Origin of the sequence: Marinicauda algicola (assembly GCF_017161425.1) — a bacterium.
Classification (GTDB): Bacteria; Pseudomonadota; Alphaproteobacteria; order Caulobacterales; family Maricaulaceae; genus Marinicauda; species Marinicauda algicola.
Window position 1 is genome coordinate 375454 of the sequence record NZ_CP071057.1, and the last position, 17689, is coordinate 393142.

Below are 17689 nucleotides of genomic sequence, written 5' to 3' on the forward strand. Positions count from 1 at the left end.
TGCGGGCGCTGCCCGGCCAGGCGTGCTGTTTAGCCCGCCTCGCCCCGGTTCGTCGATATCGGCGGGTGTATGCTGCGCGTGGGCTATTGCAGGCTTCACCGCGGGCGCGCGGCTTGTATAGTCGTCGCACACGATTGCCTTAGGACCTGAAGGGAGAGGCCCATGATCTGCCGGTTCACGGTGTCGCTGTTCGCGGGCGTTCTCGCGCTGTGCGCCCTGGCCGCCGGGGCCGCGGCGCAGGCCGACCCGTTCACGGTGACGAACATCCACATCGACCAGACCGCCGCCAACGCCACCGAGGCCCAGCGCCGGGCGCTCGAATCGGGCCAGGTGCGCGCCGCCCAGATCCTGATCGAGCGCCTGACGCTCGCCGAGGACCGCGTGCCGCTTGCCGGCGAGGCGATCGGGACGGACGCCTCGCAGGCCATGGTGCTGGAGGATCCCACGACGCTTGATCCGGTCGCCGACCCGGCGGCGGAAATCCCCGCGCGCCTGCCGCCGATCGACGCCGAGCGCGCCGCCTCGCTGATCGCCGGCTTCGACATCGCCAACGAGCGTCGCTCGCCCACGCGCTATATCGGCGATCTCACCGTCAACTTCGACCGGCGCGCCGTGCGCGACTATCTGCAGAGCTACAACGTTCCCTTCGTGCAGGCCCAGGCGCGGCCCATCCTCGTGATCCCGGTGCTGCAGAGCGAGACCGGCTCGGTGGTCTGGGCGGGGCCCTGGTACGAGGCCTGGCGCAGCGAGCGCTTCGCCCACGCCCTGGTGCCCTTCGTCGGGCTCGGCACGAGGTTCGAGGAAGCCGGGACGGAACCCGCGCCCGAGGCCGCCGCGGGCGAGGGCGATTACATCCCGCCCGCCATGCGCATGGCCCAGACCCAGGACGCCGCACCGCCGACCCCGCTCGGACGCCGCCTCCTGTCGACCGCGGATGCGCAATCGCTGAACGAGGACGTGCTGCGCGCGATGGCCGAACTCTACGGCGTCGACCGGGTGGCGGTGATCGCCGCGCGCTCGACCGGCATGGCGACGCGCGCCGGCGGCATGCTCCTGGAATTCAACGAGGAGGAGGTCGTGCGCGAGACCATCCCCACCATCGCGGTGGAGGGCGGGTTCGAGGCGGCCGCGGCCCGCATCGTGGAGATGAACGAAACCGCCTGGAAGCGCCAGACCATCGTGCGCGAGGGCGGTCAGAACACGCTCGAGGTCACCGTGCTCTATCGCGGCATCCGCGACTGGCACGCCCTGCAGGACGCGGTCGCGGGCGCCTCCCTGGTGGCCGATGCCCGCCTCGACGCGCTGTCGCGCACCGGGGCGGTGATGACGCTCTCCTATCGCGGCGATCTCGCCCAGGTGCGCTCCGAGCTGCGCTCGCGCGGCGCGTGGCTGGAAGAGACCGAGGATCTCGGCTGGACGGTGCGATCGGCGCGATGAGTTCCGCTCCCGCCTCACGGGGCGGCCAGCTCGCCCTCGATCTCGCGCTCGAGCCCGACTACCGCGCGGCGAGTTTCGCGGTGAGCGAGGCGAACGCGGCGGCGCTCGCGCTCGTCAATCGCTGGCCGCGCTGGCGTCAGGGACATCTGCTGCTCGTCGGCCCTGCCGCGAGCGGGAAGACGCACCTCGCCCACATGTGGACCGAGCGCACGCGCGCGCGCAGGCTCGATCCCAGGCGCCTCTCGGCGGAGCTGCGCGGGGTCGGCCGCGGCGAGGCGGTGCTGGTGGAGGACTGCCAGGCCGGCGTCGACGAGACGGGGCTCTTCCACCTCCTGAACCGGGCCGCCGGGGATGCCGGCGTGACCGCGCTCGTCACCGGGCGCGGCGTGCCCGCCGAGTGGCCGGTCTCGCTGCCCGATCTCGTCTCGCGCCTGAAGGCGGCCGAGACGGCGGTGCTGCACGAGCCCGACGACGCGCTGCTGCGCCAGGTGCTGGAGAAGCTGTTCCGCGACCGGCGCACCCCGCTCGGGGCGGGGGTGCTGGAATACCTCCTGATGCGCATGGAGCGCTCGGTCGATTACGCGCGTCACCTCGTCGCGGTGCTCGACAACATGGCGCTGGCCCGCAAGGGACCTGTCACACGGGCCCTTGCGCGCGAGGCGCTCGCGGCCCTATCAGGCCCCGAACGGGGGGCCAGCGAGACCCCGACGCCGGGCAGAGAGCATCTCGATGAATGAAGCCGTATCCCGCCAGTCCGACGCGGTCGATCTCGACGCGCTGAAGAACTCGCCCGAGCGCTTCCTCAACCGGGAGCTTTCCTGGCTCGAGTTCAACTGGCGTGTGCTGGAGGAGGCCGAGAACCCGCGCCATCCGCTGCTGGAGCGCCTGCGCTTCCTGTCGATCTCGGCGAGCAATCTCGACGAGTTCTACATGGTGCGCGTGGCGGGGCTGCGCGCCCAGGTCAGGAACGGCGTCGACCGTCCCGGCCAGGACGGCCTCACCCCCGCTCAGCAGCTGGAGAAGATCAACGAGGCCGCCGGCCGGCTGATGGCCAAGCAGCAGGATGTCTGGCGCGAGATCGGCGCGCTGCTGAAGAAGGAGGGCGTGCACGTCCTCGACACCAAGTCGCTTTCGGTCCAGGACAAGGCCTGGCTCAGGGACGACTTCCTCGCCCACACCCTTCCCGTCATCACCCCGCTCGCCATCGACCCGGCACACCCCTTTCCCTTCATTCCCAATCTCGGCTTCGCCATGGTCCTGAAGCTGAAGCGCGAGCGCGATGGCAAGGTGATGAACGCCCTCATCCCGCTGCCCGCCGGGGTGAAGCGCTTCGTGGAGCTGCCCGACAAGGGCAAGGACCGCAAGGGCCGGCCGGTCAAGCGCTACGTGGCGCTCGAGACTGTCCTCATCCTGTTCGTCGACGCGCTGTTTCCCGGCTACGAGCTGCTCGGCAAGGGCGCCTTCCGGCTGATCCGCGACAGCGACATCGAGATCGAGGAAGAGGCCGAGGATCTCGTGCGCGAGTTCGAGCAGCTCTTGAAGCAGCGCCGGCGCGGCGTGCTCGTGCGCATGACGATCGAGGCGACGATGCCGGAGGATCTGCGCCGCTTCATCGTGCAGCAGCTTCATGCCGAGCCGCAGGACGTGGTGCTGATCGACGGCATTCTCGGACTCGCCCAGACCGCGCAGCTGATCGGGGATGACCGGCCCGATCTGAAGTTCCCGCCCTACGAGCCGCGCTCGCCCGAACGCATCCGCGACTATGGCGGGGACGTGTTCGCCGCGATCCGGGCAAAGGACCTGATCATCCACCACCCTTACGAGAGCTTCGATGCGGTGGTGGCCTTCCTGGAGCAGGCCGCCGACGATCCAGACGTGGTGGCGATCAAGCAGACGCTCTACCGCACCTCGAAGAACTCGCCCATCGTCGCCGCGCTCATCGAGGCGGCCGAGGCGGGCAAGAACGTCACCGCGCTGGTGGAGCTGAAGGCCCGCTTCGACGAGGAGGCGAACCTGAAATGGGCGCGCGACCTGGAACGCGCCGGGGTCCAGGTCGTCTACGGCTTCATCGAGTACAAGACCCACGCCAAGATCAGCCTGGTGGTGCGCCGCGAGGGCAAGGACCTGCGCACCTACGCCCATTTCGGGACCGGCAACTACCACCCGATCACGGCGAAGATCTACACCGACCTGTCCCTGTTCACCGCCGATCCCGCCTACGGGCGCGATGCGGGGCGGGTGTTCAACTACGTCACCGGCTACGCCCGCCCGACCGCGCTGGAAAAGCTCGCCATCTCGCCGACCGGCATGAAGGAGCTTCTCCTGAAGAAGCTCGACCGCGAGATCGCCAATGCGCGCGAGGGCCGTCCGGCGGGCGTCTGGGCGAAGATGAATTCGCTCGTCCATACCGAGATCATCGACAAGCTCTACGAGGCGAGCCAGGCCGGCGTGCGCATCGAGCTCGTGATCCGCGGCATCTGCTGCCTGCGACCGGGCATTCCCGGCTTCTCGGAGAATATCCGGGTCAAATCCATCGTCGGGCGCTTCCTGGAGCATTCGCGCATCGTCTGCTTCGCCAACGGTGCGCCGATGCCCTCCACCCAGGCGGAGGTCTACATCACCTCGGCCGACTGGATGCCGCGCAATCTCGACCGGCGCATCGAGGCGCTGTGCCCGATCGAGAACCCGACCGTGCACCGCCAGGTGCTGGACCAGATCATGGTCGCCAATCTCAACGACGAGGCGCAGAGCTGGTACATGAACCCGGACGGCTCCTACACCCGGGTGGACACCGCCGGCCTGAAGAAGCCGTTCAGCGCGCACAGCTATTTCATGACGAATCCCAGCCTGTCCGGGCGCGGCGAGGCGCTCAAGCACGACCAGCCCCCGGCCTTTCCCTATATCGGGGACCGGCGATGAGCCCGGAGGGCGTGCAGGCGGCGCCGGCCTTCGCGGCAGGGGCCGTGCGCGACATCGCCGTCATCGATATCGGCTCCAACTCGATCCGCCTGGTGCTGTTCCGGCTCGAGGGCCGGGCGCTGTTCCCGATGTTCAACGAGAAGACCATGGCCGCGCTCGGCCGCGGCGCGAACGAGACCGGCCGGCTCAATCCCGACGGCGTCGAAGCGGCGATCCGTACGCTCAAGCGCTTCCGCAGCCTGCTCGACGCCAAGGCGATCGAGGAGCGCCACATCGTGGCGACCGCGGCGGTGCGCACCTGCGAGGACGGTCCCGCGTTCGCCGCGCGCGTCGAGCGCGAATGCGGGCTGAAGGTGCAGGTCCTGTCCGGCGAGGAGGAGGGCCGTCTGTCGGCGGCCGGCGTGGTCGCGGGCATCGGCGATTGCGACGGCGTGGCGGGCGATCTCGGCGGCTCGAGCCTCGAACTGACGCCGGTTTCGGGCCGCAATGTGGGCACCTCGCTCTCGCTGGCGCTCGGCCCCCTGGCCGTGCTCGACGAGAAGAGCCCGCGCGAGATCAAGCCCGCGATTGACGAGATCCTGGAGCGCGCCGCGCCGATCCTCGACCGGCCGGGCCCGGTGTTCTACGCGGTCGGCGGGGCCTGGCGCGCCTTCGCCCATCTCGCCATGGCCGGGGAGGGTCATCCGCTCGAGGTGCTGCACGAATACGCGTTGCCGCGCGAGGACGTGTTCAAGTACGCCGACTTCGCCGCGACCCAGTCGGAAGCCTCGCTCGCGGCGACGCCGGGCGTGTCCTCCAAGCGGGCCGCGACATTGCCCTATGCCGCCCAGCTCCTGAAGCGCGTGGTCAAGCGCGGCGGGTTCGAGCGCGTGGTGTTCTCCGCCAACGGGCTGCGCGAGGGCGTCGTCTTCGCCGCCGATCCCCGGCTCTATATCGACGGCGATCCGCTGCTGTCCGGCGCCGAGGCGCTGGTGGCTGCCGTCTCGCCCGAGCCCGGCTTCGGCATCCGGCTCGCCGACTGGATCGAGCCGGTCTTCGAGACCGAACGCGAGGTGTTCTCCAGGAGCCGCGACAAGGTGCTGCGCGCCGCCGCCGCGCGCCTGACCGATTACGGCGTGCGCTTCCATCCCGATCACCGCGCGGACCTCACCAGCACGCAGATGCTGTACGCCCCGCTCTCCGGGCTCAGCCATCCCGAGCGCGCCTTCCTGGCGCTCGCCCTGCATCACCGCTATGCCGGCAAGGCGGCGCGCCCGGAGACCTGCCCCAGCCGCCGGCTGGTCGACGACGAGGCCGAGGGCGTCGCCCTGCGCCTCGGCCTGGCCCTGCGCCTCGGCGCCGCGCTGTCGGGCCGCACCGCCGCGCTCCTCGACCATTTTCGCCTGGAACGCTCCGGCGACGAGCTCGTGCTGCGCGTCGCCGCCGGCATGGAGGACACCGCGGTGGAACGCGCCCTGCAACGCCTCGATCAGCTCGCGAGCGCGATGGATCTCAAGCCGAAGGTGGTCTGAGTCTTCCTGCTTGTCGGAAAATGGAGCGCCTGCCCGACTCGATCGGGGCCCCGGCGCCGCCGGGCGCGGCGCGGGACGAGTTCAGCCCACGATCTTGCGTGCCGCTGATCGCGCTGTCGCGCGGGGGAGACAGCGCTGGCGGGGGCGCGGAGGGACCGCGCCCTAATCCTCCAGCTCGACCGCCTCGACCTTGCCGTTTTCCAGCACGAGCGCGATCTCGCCGCGCTTCAGCTTCAGGGCCTTTTCCCCGAACACCGCGCGGCGCCAGCCCTTCAGGGCGGCGACGTCGGCATTGTCGTCGGCGGCGATGAGTTCGAGATCGGGCACGGTGGCGATGAGGCGGGGCGCGACGCCCTCGTCCTCGGCGACGACGCGCAGGAAGACCTTCAGCATCTCCACCACCGGGCCGAGATTGGGCGGGGTCGGCGGCGTGCGGTCGATGTGGGGCGCGTAGGCGTCCGGATTGTTCAGTGCGTCCGACAGCGCCTCGATCAGGCGTTCGGCGGGCTTGGAGCGCTCGAAGCCCTTGGGCACGGCGCGCAGGCCGCCGAGCTGCTCGATACTGGTCGGCGCGGCGTGGGCGATCTCGTAGAGCCCGTCATCCTTGATGATGCGGCTCCGCGGGATGTCGCGCACCTGCGCCTCGCTCTCGCGCCAGGCCGCGGCGGCCTTCAGCGCGGCGAGCCATTTCTTCGTCGTCTTGCGGATCTTCAGCCGCTTCCAGGCCGATTCGGGATCCATCCGGTAGGTTTCCGGATTGGTGAGCGTCTTCATCTCCTCGGCGACCCAGTGCTCGCGCTCCATCGTCTTCAGCCGCGCCTTCAGCGTCGGATAGAGATCGCGCAGGTGGGTGACGTCGGCGAGCGCGTAGGCGAGCTGCTTCTCCGAGAGCGGCCGGCGGGCCCAGTCGGTGAAGCGCGAGCCCTTGTCGATGTGCCGGCCGAGCAGCTCGCGCACGAGATTGTCGTAGGAGATCGAATCGCCGAGTCCCACCGCCATCGCCGCGATCTGGGTGTCGAACAGAGGCTGCGGGATCAGCTCGCTGCCCTTGTGGAAGAAGATCTCCAGGTCCTGGCGGCAGGCGTGGAACACCTTCTCCGTGCTCTTGTCGGCGAGCAGCTCGAACAGCGGGGCGAGGTCGAGCTCGTCCGACAGCGGATCGATAAGGGCTTCCGTCTCGCCGCCCGCCGCCTGGATCAGGCAGAGCTGCGGCCAGAAGGTCGTCTCGCGGATGAATTCGGTGTCCAGCGCGACGAACTCGTTCTGGGCGAGGGCGTCGCAGACGGCGGCGAGGTCTTTGGTCTTGGTGATCAGCTTCATGATCCGCCCGTTTAGCGCCCTCCGCGCGCCTTGGCGAGCGGGGCGGGAGGGTTCAGCTGCTATTGCCGTTGCGCAGGATGCGCCAGGCCGCGTACGCCACCCCGCCCAGCGAGCCGGCCGCGACGACCAGGAAGGCGCCCGAGAGCGGCAGGTCGAACACGCCGAGCCCGTAGAGCACGAACTGGCCGAGGCTCGCCGAGGCGCCGTTCAGGATGCCGCTCGCCGCGAGCAGGCGCCCGCGCCGGGCCGGGTCGGCGCGTTTCTGCGCCATGGCGTGCATCGGCACCACGAACATCCCGGCCGAGACCGCCGACAGGGTGAGGTCGGCGGTGATGCGCCAGTTGCGCTCGTCCTCGATGAAGGCGAGGGCGGAGACCAGGTCCTCCGTGCGCGCATAGCCGGCGGTGTAGATCACGAGATCGACCGGGAAGACCACGAGGCCGATCGCGCCGAGGAGCACGAAGACGAGCCCCTCGCTGTTGCGCGAGAGCAGGCCGCAGGCGAGCGCGCCGAGCGCGGCGCCGACGGTGAACAGCAGCTGGAAGAAGGCCACGACGCTCTCGTCCGCGCCCAGCACCTGGCGGGTGAAGAGCGGCAGCACGGTGATCACCGTCGCGCCCAGCATCCAGAACCAGGCCACGCCGAGCAGCGGGCGCAGCACCTTCGGCGCCTTGAACAGGCCGTCCAGCATGGTCCAGGTCGCGGTGACGATGTTCCAGTTGATGCGCGTCTGGGGAGAGTCCGGAGCCGCAGGCGCGCCCGGACGCATGGACAGCCAGCCCGCAACCGCCACGACTATCAGCGTCACCGCGATCACGGCCGGCCCGTGACGCTCCCCGGCGAGCAGGGTGCCGCCGATCGCCCCGGCCAGGATCGCCACGTTGAGCGCGCCGGAGATCAGCGCGTTGGCCGGCACGAGTTCGGCGTCCGACAGGAGCGTCGGCAGGGCCGCGTTGCGCGCCGGGATGAAGAAGGCGGACTGGGTTCCCATCAGGAACAGCGTGACGATGAGCAGCAGGGGCTGCTCGAGCAGGAAGCCCGCCGCGGCGACCGTCATCAGCACGATCTCGGCGAACTTCGCGTGCACCATGATCTTCGTGCGGTCGTACTTGTCGGCGACCTGGCCGGCCACGGCAGAGAACAGGAAGATCGGCAGGGTGAAGGCGGTCGCCGCGATCGGGGTGAGGATGTCGGGCTCCAGCCCCCACAGCGTCAGCCCCTCGTATGCCGCCAGTGTGACGAGCGCGTAGCGGAACAGGTTGTCGTTGAAGGCGAGCAGGGTCTGGGCCGCCCAGATCGGCAGGAAGCGGCGCTGGCCCATCAGGCGGAAGGCGATCCTGGCGCTCATCTCTCAGATCCCCTTCGCCACGAGCTGGTTGGTGCGCGTCTCGACGCTCTCTTCCAGGCGCGACATGAACGCCTCCTTGGTCAGCCCGCACTCGATCGGGGCCAGGAACTCGACCGTAACCGTGCCGGGCGTCTTGGCAATGCTCGTGCGGTCCCAGGCAAGGCCCAGATTGGTCGCCACCGGCACGCACACCCGGTCGAGCTTCTCGCACAGGTGAAAGACGCCGGAGCGGTACCGGTGCTTCTCGCCGGGGGCGGAGAGATGGCCCTCGGGATAGATCAGCACGTGGCGGCGCTCGTCCTTCATGCGCGCGATGCCGCCATTGAGAACCTGCTGGGCCTGCTCGCCCCCCTGGTTGGACAGCACGATCGCGCCGGCCTTCTTCAGGATCGGCTTCAGCAGCGGGAATTTGTAGAGATGGTCGCCGGCCACGAAGCCGAGATTTTCGACATTGGCGAGCATCACGAAGCCGTCGCCCCAGCTCTGGTGCTTGGCGCCGAACACCACGGGCTCGGCCGGGATGTTCTCCCTGCCGTGCACCTCGATGCGGACCCCGGCGATGTAGCGCAGGGCCGCCAGCTGCGCCGAGCCGTAGAGCCACAGGCCCCAGCCGAGCGCGCGCTTGCCGGGCAGGGCGGCGAGCAGGAGGCAGAACAGGGCGAAGGCCACCGTGATCAGCCAGTAGGCAATATAGTACAGGGCGGCGCGCATCGCGTCGTCTCCATCGTTTCGGTGATGAGTGGGGGGGAAGGGCCGGGCCTACACGGTGCGCAGCACCATGAGGGCCGCGTCCGCGAGCCGGTCGGCCATTGCCGTCATCGGCTTGTCGAAGCGCCCGACCATGCGGTGGGCGGTGGGCTGCAGCACGACGCCGAGCGCGGCGGCGGCCTTCACCTCCGCATCGCCCCCGGGCAGGTCGCCGGCCGCCATGGCCGCTTCCAGGCGCGCGGCGATCAGGCCGACCGGATCGGGCCGGTCGGGGTTCTTCTCCGTGCCGAAGCGCTGCATGTGGGTGAGGTGGTAGGCGAACAGGGCCGGGTCGTCGTCGGCCGCCTCGCAATAGACGTGGACCACGCGGCGCACCGCGTCCTCGAAGCCGCTCGCCCCGGCGAGCGCGGCCTCGATCAGATTGTACAGGCGCACGTGAATGGTCTCGAACAGGGCCGCGGCGAGCGCGTCCTTGCTCTTGTAGTAGCGGTACATCGCCCCGTCGGAGATGCCGGCCGCGCCGGCCACCTCCTTGATCGAGACCCCGTCCACGCCCTCGCGGGCGAACAGCTCCAGCGCGGCGCGCTCCACGCGCGCCTTCAGCGTGCCTTCGGTGCCAGTGACGCCACGTGCCGGGGTTTCTGCCAGTTGCCGTGCCATGCGAGGCTCTCCAGTTCGAGTGAATGAATGATCATTCACGTCTGTCTTTTGGCCTGTGGCGCCGGCCGTGTCAAGCCCGGAGTGAATATATCTTCACGCCGGCCGCCGACCGCCGGAGGGGGAGAATTCTCTGGCCTTGCCTGAAGTCACCGGGGTAGTCTTTCGATCATCAACGAAGTGGGGAGCCAGGATCGTGCAGCGAAAGGATCGTAGCGGCGCGGAGGTGGGAATCGCCTGCGCCTGGGCCGGGGCTGCCGTGCTCGCCGGCGCACCGGCCCTGGCAAACATCCCGGCGTGCCCGGCCCCGGTTTTCGAGGTCGGCGCGCTCGAACTCGGCGATGACGGTCGCGATCGCGGCTATCCCGGCGGTCTGAGCCTGGCCGATTTCGACGGCGACGGCGATCTCGACCTCCTGGCCACGCGGGGCTTCGACGTGACGGCCTCGCCCTATCGCGGCGACCGCAGCCTGCTCTATCTCAACGACGGGACGGGCCGCTTCTCGCGTTCCGAACATCCTTTCGGCGATTTCGACACCCCCGATTCCGGCGCGAGCCTCGCGGATATCGACCGCGACGGCGATCTCGACGTCTATGTCACCGTCCAGCGCCGCCAGCCCAACCGCTATCTGCGCAACGAGGGACAGGGGCGTTTCACCGTCACTCCGCTCGGCGATGCGACGCGCTCGGCGCAGAGCAATTTCTCCGGCGTGTTCGTGGATATCGATAGCGATGGTGATCTCGACCTCTACACGACGGGACCGACGATGGAGATGCCCGGTCCGAACGCGGCCTACCGCAATGACGAGGGTGTCTTCCGCGCCGTGGAGGACAATCCGGTCCTGGGGGGCGCCAACAATCCCGGCGCCGCCTTGTGGGGCGATCTCGATGCCGACGGCGATCAGGATCTGATCGTGGCCAACAGCGACATCGCCCGTCTCAGCGGCATCGATCCCGCTCCGGTCGAGCATGCCGTGCTTTACCGCAATCTCGGCGGCTGGACGTTCGAGGCCGATCCCGGCCAGCCCTTCGCCGCGCCCGGCTATTCTTCGATGTCGGGCGCGCTCGCAGATGTCGACAATGACGGCGATCTCGATCTCTTCCTCGGCAGCTATGTCTACAACACCGAGCCGCGCACCGACTGGCTGTTCCTGAACGACGGCGCGGGCCGGTTCACGCTCGCCCCGGCGGAATTTCCCGTTCACTCGGGCCAGTCTTCGGGCGCCGCCTTCGCCGATCTCAACGGCGACGGTGCGCTCGACCTGGTGACGGCATCCTATGGCGGCCCGATCGAGCTGTTCACCGGCGACGGGACCGGGGCCCTGACCCGTCGCGAGGACGCGGCGCTGGCCGCGCGGGTGACCGGCCATTCGGCGGTTGTCAGCGGGGACATCGACGCCGACGGCCGGATCGACGTGCTCGTCGGTGCGTGGTCGGCCAACGCCGAAGGCGATTTCGTCACCGTCTTGCGCAACCGCACACCGGCCTGCGGGAGCTGGGTCGAACTCCGGCTGGTCGACCGGCATGGCGCCCCCGAGCCGCCGGGCAGCAGGGTCGTCCTGACCACGCGCTCCGAAGCCGGGCACCTGTCGCAGACCCGGGTGGCGAGCGCGCAGACCGGCTTCCGGGCGCAGAGCGCGAGTCCCTTCCTCTTCTCCGTGCCGCCCGGTCACGAGATCGTCGAGGCCGTCATCACCTGGCCCGATGCCTCGCAGGAGACCCTGACCGGCCTCGCACCGGGGACCCGGGCCGCGGTCCGCCAGCCCGCCGCACCGGACGCGGAAAACTGATCGGAGCCGGGCCCGTGCCGGCCGTGGACTAGCGCCGTGCCGCCTCGACGAGCGCCGCGAACGCCCAGGCTTTGACCGCGCGCGCCTCGCTCTCGTCCAGTCCCAGCACATCGGAAAACACGATGAAGCTCTCGGTGCCCACCAGGAGGGCGAGGGCGGCTTTCAGCCGGCCCAGGCGCTCCGGCGGCACGTCCCGGGCGAGCGGGGCGAGCGCCGCCTCGATCAGGGGGGTGCGCCGGTTCTGGCGCTTGGGCGTCTCGTCCGGCGCGGACACGCTGCGCTCGAGCGACTTGGCGAGCATGAGGCGCAGCGCTGGCTCGTTCTCGGCCATCATCGCCTCGAACGCCGCATCGACCCGGACGAGCCGGTCGACCGGATCTGCGGGCGCATCCGGCCCGAACAGCGCGTCCGGCTCAGGCGCGGCGATGTCGAGCGTGGCTTCCAGCAGCAACGCGTCGAGATCGGGGAAGTAGCGATAGGCCGTCGCGCGCGAGACCAGGGCCTCCTCGGCGATCTCCTCCAGCGAGGGCTTACGCCCTTGCGAAATGAGCCGGGCGGCGGCGCGCAGCAGCTCGCGCCGCGTGCGCCGCTTCTGGTTCGCGCGCGGATCGTTCGCGTCCATCATGCCTCCTGCAGCTGCTGCAGGATGGCGGCGAGATCGATCCACACATTCTCGCGCGCGATGTCGCCGCTCTCGCTGAACTCCACCACGTGCAGCAGGCGGAAGCTCAGCGGCCGGTTGCGGCCCTCGATGCCGAAGGGACGGCCCGGCGCGCGCCCGCTCCACATCGAATCGTCGACCATGAAATTTTCGCCGTAGAGGCGCCGCAGCGGCTTGACCGATCCTTCCGACAGATCGCCGAACAGCGCCTCGTAGAAATTGCGCGTGGCCTCGCGCCCGTGCACCGGCCCGGTCGGCCAGCCCACGATGTCGTGCTCCACGTCCTCGGCAAGGGTGGCCAGCACGCCTTCCACGTCGTCGGCGATCTCGAACCCGAAATGCTCGTCGATCTTCGCATCCATCTGTTCGCGGGTCAGTCCCATGTGCGTCACGTCCTCAAGAAAGCGCCCCCAGCGCGATGATCCGCTTATGATGAGAAAAATGTCTCATGGCAAGATGAAAGTACCGTAACGTGCGCTTCAGGGAGAGGAGCCACTCATGGAACCGCGATCCAGGCCGAGCCGGCGGGCGGGCCGCGAGCCCGCTCCGCGTTCCACGATTCACCATTGCCTTATGCACGTCCGGTCCGCCCCGGCGTGGGAGCGACGGCGACCATCCCCGCCGGGAAAAATTCACCCCTTCCGGCGTCCCGCCGCATGCGCCTCGGCCTCGAGCGCGCGGGTGCGGCTCTCGATCGTGCGTTCGAGCAGGGTGCGGAAATGGTTGCGGTCTTCCACGGGGGTGAGCGGGGGTAGGTATTCGATCACAGCCCGGCCGGGATGCAGGCGCCATTCCTGGCGGGGCCAGAAGCAGCCGAGATTGGTCGCCACGGGCACCACGGGGCGCTCCAGGGCGCTGGCGAGCCGGTGGACGCCGCGCCGGTAGCGCTTCTTGCCCCCCACCGGAGCCATGCCGCCCTCGGGGAAGATGAGGATGTCGCGCTGCTGCGCCTTCAGGCGCGCGATCGCGGTTTCCAGCGCGTCGCCCGCGCGCTTGCCGGCGGCGTCGTCGACCACCACCGCCTCGGCGCGTTCCAGATAGGTCCCGATGAGGGGAAATTTCAGCATGTGGTCGCCAATCACGTAGGCGAGATCGCGCTTGTGCGCGACATGCAGGATCCCGTCGGCATAGCTCTGGTGCTTGGCGGCGAACACGGCCGGCCCCTCGGGCAGGTGCTCGAGCCCGCGATACTCGACCTCCACTCCGCAGGTCTTCAGCCAGGCGCGCATGGCCCTTGTATAGGCATGCAGCCAGCCGGTGACCGGCCCCCGGTCGCGGGCGAGCAGGGTCGGCGTCCCGAGAAGCGCGAACGTGCCGGAGATCGTCCAGAATCCGGTGTGGTAGATGTGCGCGCGCAGACTCACGGTTCCAACGGCCTCCCCGGCGTCAGGATAGCGCGCCGCCCGGCCGCGTCGAGCCGCACGAGCGCTGCGCACTCCCTTGACATCGCGGCTGTTCCGTTGCCCTTTCCGCCGCGTCGTTTTCACGCGGCGACGCCAGCCGAGGATCAGAGTTTCATGCACGCCTATCGCACCCATACCTGTGGCCAGCTTCGCAAGCCGGATGTCGGCGAGACCGCGCGGCTGTCGGGATGGATTCACAGGAAGCGCGACCATGGCGGTCTGCTCTTCGTGGACCTGCGCGATCACTACGGGATCACGCAGTGCGTGCTGGAGCCGGAAAACCCCAATTTCGAGCGCCTGGAGCGCCTGCGCGTGGAAAGCGTCGTCACGGTGACCGGCAAGGTCGTCGCGCGTTCGGCCGAGACCGTGAACGCGAACCTTCCCACCGGCGAGATCGAGCTGCGGGTGGAAGAGCTCGAGGTGCGCTCCGAGGCCGAGGAACTGCCGCTGCCCGTGTTCGGCGAGCCGGACTGGTCCGAGGAGGTGCGTCTGAAGCACCGTTATGTCGATCTGCGCCGCGAAAGCCTGCACAAGCGCATCGTGCTGCGCTCGAAGATCATCGACTCCATCCGCCGGCGCATGGTCGAGCAGGGCTTCATGGAATACCAGACGCCGATCCTGACGGCGTCCTCGCCGGAAGGCGCGCGCGACTTCCTGGTGCCCTCGCGCCTGCACCCGGGCAAGTTCTACGCGCTGCCCCAGGCCCCGCAGCAGTTCAAGCAACTGATCATGGTCTCCGGCTTCGACCGGTATTTCCAGATCGCGCCCTGCTTCCGCGACGAGGACGCCCGCGCCGACCGCGCGCCGGGCGAGTTCTACCAGCTCGACATCGAGATGAGCTTCGTGGAGCAGGAAGACGTGTTCAATTCCATCGAGCCGGTCCTGCAGGGCCTGTTCGAGGAGTTCGCCGGCGACAACGCGGTCACCGCGCTGCCCTTCCCGCGCATTCCCTATCTCGAGGCGATGAGGAAGTTCGGCTCGGACAAGCCCGATCTTCGCAACCCGATCGAGATGCAGAACGTCACGGCCCATTTCGAGGGCTCGGGCTTCAAGGTCTTCGCCGGGATGATCGAGAAGAACCCCAAGGTCGAGGTGTGGGCCATTCCCGCCCCGACCGGCGGGTCGCGCGCCTTCTGCGACCGCATGAACGCCTGGGCGCAGAAGGAAGGCCAGCCTGGCCTGGGTTACATCATGTTCCGCGAGGAGGGCGGCCAGATCGAGGGCGCTGGTCCGATCGCGAAGAACATCGGCCCAGAACGCACCGAGAAGATCCGCGAGCAGCTTGGCCTTGAGGCCGGCGACGCGGTGTTCTTCACCGCGGGCGTGCCGAAGGACTTCGTGGCGTTCGCGGGCCGGGCGAGGAATCAGGTCGGGCGCGAGCTCTCCCTGTTCGAGGACAAGGTCTACAAGTTCTGCTGGATCGTCGATTTCCCGATGTACGAGTGGAACGAGGAGGAGAAGAAGGTCGACTTCTCCCACAACCCGTTCTCCATGCCGCAGATGGATGCCGAGGCCTTCATGGCGCTCGACAAGCATGACCACGAGACGCTGCTGGGCCTGAAGGCCTTCCAGTACGACATCGTGTGCAACGGGGTGGAGCTGTCCTCCGGCGCGATCCGGAACCACCGCCCGGACGTCATGCTGAAGGCCTTCGAATATGCCGGCTACGGCGCCGAGGTCGTCGAAGAGGCGTTCGGCGGCATGCTCAACGCCTTCCGCTACGGCGCCCCGCCCCATGGCGGCATCGCGCCGGGCGTGGACCGCATCGTCATGCTGCTGGCCGGCGTGGAGAACCTGCGCGAGGTCGTGATGTTCCCCAAGGACCAGCAGGCGCGCGACCTGATGATGAACGCGCCGGCCTTTCCCGAGCCGCGCCAGCTGCGCGAGCTGCATCTGAGGACGGTGCTGCCGGAAGCCAGGAAACCGGGCTGAGGCCGGCCGCGGCGGGCTCAGCGCCCGCCGTCGTCCGCCTCGGTCTCGGTCTCGGTCTCGGTCTCGGTCTCGGTCTCGGTCTTGGGGACCTTGCGCGGTTGCGGCGCGCCTTCGAGGCGGACCTCCGCGCGCTCGACGCGACGCGGATGGCGCACCGCGGGAGGCGCCGGCGGCTCGGGGGCTTCGGCGTGGCCGAGCGCGTAGGCGGCGCGCTCGAGGATGACGCGGATCGGCTCGCCGACTTCGGCGCGGCGAATCTCGAAGCGCCAGCCGGGCCCGAACTCGTCTTCCAGCCCGGCGGTGGCGGCCTCCAGCTCGCGCTCGATCGCCTCGAACTCGAGCCGGGCCTCCAGCTCCTGTTCGGCATGGGCCTCGGCCATCGCGGTGGTCGCTTCGCGCAGGCCTTCCCGTGCGATCGCCAGGGCTTCCTGGTTCCAGGTCTCGCTGACCTGGGCATGGCGTTCCAGCCCCTCGAGCGCGGCCTGGAAGGCGACGCGCGCGGCCATCATCTCGCGCGCCTCGCCCGCGCCGTGGCCGACGAAGACGAAGCGGTGGTCTGCCGGCGCGGTGACGGGGCCTGCGAGCTCCATGTCGTCGCAATCGGGCAGCGCGATGCGCTCGGGCAGCCGCGTCGCATCCGAGCCGCAGACCTGCTGCAGGTTCATCGCATGCAGGCCCTGCACCCCGCTGAGGTCGGCGCCGGACAGGTCGACATGGATGAGCCGGGCCTGGGTGAAGTCCGCCCCGGTGAGGTCCGACCCGGACAGGTCGACATGCTCGATGATCGCCTGGCGGAAATCGGCGCCCGCCGCGGAGACCCCGCTCATGTCCGTGCTCGAGATGCGCGCCTGCATGAAGCTCGCGTCGGTAAGTTCGGCATTTTCCAGCCGGCTCGAACGCAGCGCGCCCTGGCCGAACTGCACCCCGTTCATCCGCGCCCCCGAGAGATCGGTCAGCATCAGCACCGCGCCGGAGAGCTGCGCGTCGGTGAGGTCGGCGCCGCTGAAATCGACGCGCTGGGCGCGCAGCGCTCCCATCTGGGCGTCGCTGAAGCTCGCGCCGGCGAAGGAAACGCCGGAGAGCTGGGCCTCGTTGAGGCGCGCGTCGGAGAAATCGCTCTCCTCGGCGGTGATCTCCACGAAGCGGGCGCCGATGAGATGGGCGTCGCTGAAGCTGGTGCGGTTGAAGTTGCCGCCGATGATGTGCGCGCCGGCGAGATTGGCGTCGGAGAAGTCGCACTCGACGCAGTCCCCGCCGATGACGAGGCGCCGGTGGGGATCGCCGTTGACGTTCACTCCCCCCGCCTGTGCGGCGGCGGAGAGGGCAAGCGTGCCCGCACAGCTCAGGAACAGTGTTCGCAGCATCATGAGATGAGGATGTAGCCCCGAAGCCTCACGAAATCGACTTAAAACGCGGTAACCCGCAAGACAGGCTGGCGCAAGGATGGGCTAGCGGCAAGGCGCGATCGTCAGGCCGGCCGGCAGGCGCGTGCTGCGGTCCCCGCAGGCAGTGTCGAGCTGGGCCTGGGTGAGCCCGCGTGCCGTTTCCATTTCCGCCCCCGACAGGATCGCTCCGTCCAGAACGGCGCCGGTGAGGTCGGCGCTGCCGAAATACGCCCCGACCGCATTGGCCCGCGTGAGATTGGCGCCGGCGAAGCGTGCCGCGGTGAAGCGGGCGCCGAACAGGTTGGCGACCGAGAGATCGGCGCGGGAGAGATCGGCACGGTTCATGGTCGACAGGCTGAGATCGGCCTGGCGCAGGCGCGCGCCGGAGAGATCGACGCCTTCCAGGTCGCGGTAGGAAAGGTCGGCCTGGAACAGGTTGCAGCCCGGGCAGTCGGCGCCCGCCTGGACGCGCGCGATCTCGGCCATGTCCTGCGCGGACGCGGACGCCGTGGCCAGGCTCATGCCCGCCAGCATGGCAAGAACGCAAAGGGCCTGTTTCATCGCGGCACACTCCCGCATCGATCTTCCTGCGATCGTGCGGAGCCGCGCAAGGCGCGCG

Annotated in this window: 15 protein-coding genes; 6 read left to right on the forward strand and 9 right to left on the reverse strand. The window is 69.3% G+C overall.

Features of this window, described 5'->3' with window-relative positions; all coding sequences use genetic code 11:
- The first annotated feature begins 162 nt into the window (after positions 1–162).
- The 4 genes from JW792_RS01865 to JW792_RS01880 are packed head-to-tail and all read left to right on the forward strand — an operon-like array spanning position 163 to position 5867.
- Entirely contained in the window at positions 163–1437 is a 1275-nt protein-coding gene (locus tag JW792_RS01865; RefSeq protein ID WP_135994352.1) for a DUF2066 domain-containing protein, read from the forward strand.
- Positions 1434–2174: a P-loop NTPase family protein gene (locus JW792_RS01870; protein ID WP_135994351.1), complete on the forward strand. Its 741-nt coding sequence runs from the start codon at positions 1434–1436 to the stop codon at positions 2172–2174. The genes JW792_RS01865 and JW792_RS01870 overlap by 4 nt, the downstream gene beginning before the upstream one ends.
- Entirely contained in the window at positions 2167–4356 is a 2190-nt protein-coding gene (locus JW792_RS01875) for an RNA degradosome polyphosphate kinase (RefSeq protein WP_135994350.1), read from the forward strand. Before JW792_RS01870 ends, JW792_RS01875 begins: the two co-directional genes overlap by 8 nt.
- Positions 4353–5867 carry a Ppx/GppA family phosphatase gene (locus tag JW792_RS01880; protein WP_135994349.1) on the forward strand — a complete coding sequence of 505 codons (1515 nt, stop codon included), beginning with the start codon at positions 4353–4355 and terminating at the stop codon, positions 5865–5867. The genes JW792_RS01875 and JW792_RS01880 overlap by 4 nt, the downstream gene beginning before the upstream one ends.
- A 162-nt stretch (positions 5868–6029) precedes the next feature.
- Here the strand turns inward: JW792_RS01880 and rnd are convergent, their stop codons facing one another.
- The 4 genes from rnd to JW792_RS01900 are packed head-to-tail and all read right to left on the reverse strand — an operon-like array spanning position 6030 to position 9903.
- Positions 6030–7187, reverse strand: a complete 1158-nt coding sequence (rnd, locus tag JW792_RS01885) for a ribonuclease D (RefSeq protein ID WP_135994348.1) — start codon at positions 7185–7187, stop codon at positions 6030–6032.
- Positions 7188–7239: 52 nt separating this feature from the next.
- Complete coding sequence (locus tag JW792_RS01890; protein ID WP_135994347.1) at positions 7240–8535, reverse strand: MFS transporter; 1296 nt, start codon at positions 8533–8535, stop codon at positions 7240–7242.
- A 3-nt stretch (positions 8536–8538) separates the two neighbouring features.
- Positions 8539–9246, reverse strand: a complete 708-nt coding sequence (locus JW792_RS01895) for a lysophospholipid acyltransferase family protein (RefSeq protein WP_135994346.1) — start codon at positions 9244–9246, stop codon at positions 8539–8541.
- Between the two features lie 48 nt (positions 9247–9294).
- The gene (locus tag JW792_RS01900) at positions 9295–9903 is read right to left on the reverse strand and encodes a TetR/AcrR family transcriptional regulator (protein WP_135994345.1); all 609 of its coding nucleotides are present in this window, start codon (positions 9901–9903) and stop codon (positions 9295–9297) included.
- Between the two features lie 193 nt (positions 9904–10096).
- Between JW792_RS01900 and JW792_RS01905 the strand changes: the two genes are divergently transcribed.
- The gene (locus JW792_RS01905; RefSeq protein ID WP_135994344.1) at positions 10097–11689 is read left to right on the forward strand and encodes an FG-GAP repeat domain-containing protein; all 1593 of its coding nucleotides are present in this window, start codon (positions 10097–10099) and stop codon (positions 11687–11689) included.
- Between the two features lie 28 nt (positions 11690–11717).
- Here the strand turns inward: JW792_RS01905 and JW792_RS01910 are convergent, their stop codons facing one another.
- The 3 genes from JW792_RS01910 to JW792_RS01920 form a co-directional block, all read right to left on the reverse strand.
- A complete protein-coding gene (locus tag JW792_RS01910) occupies positions 11718–12311 on the reverse strand; it encodes a TetR/AcrR family transcriptional regulator (RefSeq protein ID WP_135995228.1) in 594 nt (197 codons plus the stop codon).
- On the reverse strand, positions 12311–12733 hold the full coding sequence (locus JW792_RS01915; protein ID WP_135994343.1) for an ester cyclase: 423 nt from the start codon (positions 12731–12733) through the stop codon (positions 12311–12313). The genes JW792_RS01910 and JW792_RS01915 overlap by 1 nt, the downstream gene beginning before the upstream one ends.
- Positions 12734–12982: 249 nt before the next feature.
- Positions 12983–13714, reverse strand: a complete 732-nt coding sequence (locus tag JW792_RS01920) for a lysophospholipid acyltransferase family protein (protein ID WP_158291506.1) — start codon at positions 13712–13714, stop codon at positions 12983–12985.
- 153 nt (positions 13715–13867) lie between these two features.
- Between JW792_RS01920 and aspS the strand changes: the two genes are divergently transcribed.
- Entirely contained in the window at positions 13868–15685 is a 1818-nt protein-coding gene (gene aspS, locus JW792_RS01925; RefSeq protein WP_135994341.1) for an aspartate--tRNA ligase, read from the forward strand.
- Positions 15686–15702: 17 nt separating this feature from the next.
- Here aspS and JW792_RS01930 read toward each other — a convergent pair whose 3' ends face one another.
- The gene (locus tag JW792_RS01930; protein ID WP_135994340.1) at positions 15703–17052 is read right to left on the reverse strand and encodes a pentapeptide repeat-containing protein; all 1350 of its coding nucleotides are present in this window, start codon (positions 17050–17052) and stop codon (positions 15703–15705) included.
- An 81-nt stretch (positions 17053–17133) separates the two neighbouring features.
- Positions 17134–17631 carry a pentapeptide repeat-containing protein gene (locus tag JW792_RS01935; protein ID WP_135994339.1) on the reverse strand — a complete coding sequence of 166 codons (498 nt, stop codon included), beginning with the start codon at positions 17629–17631 and terminating at the stop codon, positions 17134–17136.
- Positions 17632–17689 lie beyond the last annotated feature (58 nt).

Bases quoted from the DNA above. Each gene is read 5' to 3' on its own strand.
- JW792_RS01865 (WP_135994352.1), top strand. From the start codon at position 163: ATGATCTGCCGGTTCACGGTGTCGCTGTTCGCGGGCGTTCTCGCGCTG.
- JW792_RS01870 (WP_135994351.1), top strand. From the start codon at position 1,434: ATGAGTTCCGCTCCCGCCTCACGGGGCGGCCAGCTCGCCCTCGATCTC.
- JW792_RS01875 (WP_135994350.1), top strand. From the start codon at position 2,167: ATGAATGAAGCCGTATCCCGCCAGTCCGACGCGGTCGATCTCGACGCG.
- JW792_RS01880 (WP_135994349.1), top strand. From the start codon at position 4,353: ATGAGCCCGGAGGGCGTGCAGGCGGCGCCGGCCTTCGCGGCAGGGGCC.
- rnd (WP_135994348.1), bottom strand. From the start codon at position 7,187: ATGAAGCTGATCACCAAGACCAAAGACCTCGCCGCCGTCTGCGACGCC.
- JW792_RS01890 (WP_135994347.1), bottom strand. From the start codon at position 8,535: ATGAGCGCCAGGATCGCCTTCCGCCTGATGGGCCAGCGCCGCTTCCTG.
- JW792_RS01895 (WP_135994346.1), bottom strand. From the start codon at position 9,246: ATGCGCGCCGCCCTGTACTATATTGCCTACTGGCTGATCACGGTGGCC.
- JW792_RS01900 (WP_135994345.1), bottom strand. From the start codon at position 9,903: ATGGCACGGCAACTGGCAGAAACCCCGGCACGTGGCGTCACTGGCACC.
- JW792_RS01910 (WP_135995228.1), bottom strand. From the start codon at position 12,311: ATGGACGCGAACGATCCGCGCGCGAACCAGAAGCGGCGCACGCGGCGC.
- JW792_RS01915 (WP_135994343.1), bottom strand. From the start codon at position 12,733: ATGGGACTGACCCGCGAACAGATGGATGCGAAGATCGACGAGCATTTC.
- aspS (WP_135994341.1), top strand. From the start codon at position 13,868: ATGCACGCCTATCGCACCCATACCTGTGGCCAGCTTCGCAAGCCGGAT.
- JW792_RS01930 (WP_135994340.1), bottom strand. From the start codon at position 17,052: ATGATGCTGCGAACACTGTTCCTGAGCTGTGCGGGCACGCTTGCCCTC.
- JW792_RS01935 (WP_135994339.1), bottom strand. From the start codon at position 17,631: ATGAAACAGGCCCTTTGCGTTCTTGCCATGCTGGCGGGCATGAGCCTG.